This window comes from Tardiphaga robiniae, from assembly GCF_013359755.1.
GTDB classification, from domain to species: Bacteria; Pseudomonadota; Alphaproteobacteria; order Rhizobiales; family Xanthobacteraceae; genus Tardiphaga; species Tardiphaga robiniae.
Map to the genome: position 1 here is coordinate 1 of NZ_JABMCJ010000041.1, position 1633 is coordinate 1633.

The 1633-nt window shown below is 58.9% G+C and carries 1 protein-coding gene and 1 tRNA gene; both read right to left on the bottom strand.

Annotation, left to right across the window (positions count from 1 at the left end; all coding sequences use genetic code 11):
* Window positions 1-292: hypothetical protein (locus HP556_RS30045; protein ID WP_210269002.1), on the bottom strand; the 292-nt coding region annotated here is incomplete at its 3' end.
* A gap of 519 nt (window positions 293-811) precedes the next feature.
* Window positions 812-886, bottom strand: a tRNA-Thr gene (locus tag HP556_RS00220).
* Window positions 887-1633: the final 747 nt, after the last annotated feature.

A 1633-nucleotide genomic window follows, 5' to 3' on the forward strand; every position in this document is an offset into this window, starting at 1 on the left:
CGAGATCCGCCATGTATGCTCGTAATTGCGAGTGCTTCGCCGCCTGGAACGACAGCGGGGCTCGGCGCATCTCGCCCCATAGCTCACAGAATGCGATGGCTGACGGTTCACGAGAGGCATCCAGCCAGCCAGCAGGGAAGATGTAGCGCTGCCAAGCGTCACGCGTCGCGCCTTTGAAGCTCCGCGGCATGGTCAGAGGGCCGAAACTGCTGGCTGCCTGTTCCACGGCCTCACGGGCGGCGCCAGCGTAGCCATGTCGATCAGGACGGTGCGTGCCATCGACCAATCGCAAGTGAGAATTCTTCGGCTTCCTGCCTCTCACCGTCATAATTCACATTCCGCGATTTCTATTTGCCATTTTGCGCTTTTTTGAACCCCACCGGTCTCCAAGCGACGACCTTTTGGAGATTTGAACCACCCCCGGGGCAAAGTCTCGTTGATCTCCCGCAATGGTTGCGCTTGGATGCGCACGGGCTGGGGGAACGAACAATGCGTCATCTTGCTATCGCGTCGCTGTGCATCGCCTTGATGGGCTGCCAAACCGACCAGGCTGCGACCACAACCCCTCCGCCCGATCACAAGGCCATCATCTTGGCGAATAAGGATTGCGATCATAATTCAACTGGCTTGCAGGAACCTGCACACGGAACCTCGATGAGTGCTGCGAGGGTTGGCTTCTGGACTTGAATGAGAACGGACCAAGATCAGATGGTCCTGTTTTTGGGGCTGGAAAAACCGTATCGGTTCGCCGTCTGTGCCGGGATTGCCAAGCCATCGGTCGGCGAAAACACCAGCATTTTCAATGAAATGGTGGTGCCGGTTGAGAGGATTGAACTCCCGACCTTCGGTTTACAAAACCGCTGCTCTACCGCTGAGCTAAACCGGCAACAATATCAATGGGTTAACTGATTACCCGAGATCGAAACAGGACGTCCGAACCAGTCGCCTGCCCGCGTCGCGCAGTCAGATATCAGAGTTGTCCGGCAAGGGCTACTCCCGCGCGCGCCAAACCGGCGCATGCGCTTACAGCCACGCGTAAAGCAGCAGCAGATTGACCGCACAGGCGGCCATCAGGGCGATCGTCAGTGCCACCTGCACCCCGTCGCTGCGGATATTGTCGATCATTCTCATCGCCCGACAACCATCAAGCGATTCTGGCAAGGGAGTCTCGAACCTTATTTTTCCCGGGATTCAGGACTCGTTTACTTTCGATTCCTGGTGCGGGGGCAGCGGAGAGCTCGACTGTCTACTGCCCCGCGCTCGTCATTCCGGGGCGCGCGTCGCCGGCGAAGCCGGCAGAGCGCGAACCCGGAATCCCGCTGTGTTTGGCGCGATCGTAGTCTCCCACGCTGAGATTCCGGGTTCGCGTCCGGCAAGTGCCGGCCGCGCCCCGGAATGACAATTTGTGGCCAGGGACGCGCTAAACATTTTTTCCTATCTAGTGTTGACAATATCCCGACATGGATTATATTCTCCTTCATCCTGCCCCGATGAGAGGGGCGATCGCGATCGTCACGTTCGCGGGGCAGGATGCGGTGGACGCCGGAGATGCGGCGTCACGCGGTTTGGGGGTGACGTCTGTCTTCGGGCAGGACGGATCTGCGCCAGCACTGCCACTGGCAAGGAGACGGCC